2 protein-coding genes and 1 pseudogene are annotated in these 881 nt (G+C 35.8%); all 3 read right to left on the reverse strand.

What is annotated here, in order from left to right:
• Positions 1–258, reverse strand: a 258-nt coding sequence (locus ON15_RS04730; RefSeq protein ID WP_010580332.1) for a KH domain-containing protein, incomplete at its 3' end; no start/stop codon positions are given.
• A gap of 11 nt (positions 259–269) precedes the next feature.
• Positions 270–545, reverse strand: coding sequence for a 30S ribosomal protein S16 (gene rpsP / locus ON15_RS04735; RefSeq protein ID WP_010580333.1), 276 nt, complete (start codon positions 543–545; stop codon positions 270–272).
• A 95-nt stretch (positions 546–640) separates the two neighbouring features.
• A pseudogene (locus tag ON15_RS04740) lies at positions 641–881 on the reverse strand (signal recognition particle protein); the annotation flags it as partial.

Below are 881 nucleotides of genomic sequence, written 5' to 3' on the forward strand. Positions count from 1 at the left end.
GAGCTTTTTATCATCTTGAATATTTAATCTAACCAGCCGATGGTGCCGGAAATTTAAGCTATTAACTATAATTCTCAAAGCACTAATAACTTTACCTTGCCGGCCAATCACTCTACCAACATCAGCAGCTGCCAAGCATAAACAGCATTCAAACACTCCATCTTGTTGCTGGCAGCTAACCTTTAACTGTTTTGGTTCAGTGACCAATGGACTAACTACTAACCGAATCAGTTTTTCAATTCTTGATTCATCATCCATTTTATCAGATCCTATTTTTTAGCAAAACGTGTTTCATGGAATTTTTTCATAATACCATGTTTTGATAAAATATTTCGAACTGTATCTGATGGCTGAGCACCATTTTGCAGCCAAGTCAAAATTTTTTCTTCCTTAAGAGTAACCAATTCTGGTTGAGTTAATGGATTGTATGTTCCAACAGTTTCAATGAAACGACCATCACGCGGTGAACGTGAATCTGCAACTACAATCCGATAGAAAGGGCGCTTTTTAGAACCCATTCGCTTCAAACGAATTTTTACTGACATTGATCAACACCTCCTAAATTATTTATCCACGCTTAATAATATACCAATAAAACTCTCTGCTGTAAAGTATAAATTCTTGACAGTGCTTATTTTTTTTATTTTCTTCGCTTGCGCAATTTTTTAAGTCGTTTGTACTTTTACGTTTTTTAACTTTTCTCGCCATTGAATTTAGCGACATTTTAGCCATTTTGCCAGACAAACCGTTGCCGAGCATATTTTCCATCCCATTAAAATTGCCTTTGCTGAAATTGTTCATCATTTTTTTCATTTGATTAAACTGCTTGATCATCCGATTAACCTCTTGAATCGGACGACCAGAACCAGCAGCTATTCTTC

It is taken from the genome of Liquorilactobacillus vini DSM 20605, assembly GCF_000255495.1.
Taxonomy (GTDB): domain Bacteria; phylum Bacillota; class Bacilli; order Lactobacillales; family Lactobacillaceae; genus Liquorilactobacillus; species Liquorilactobacillus vini.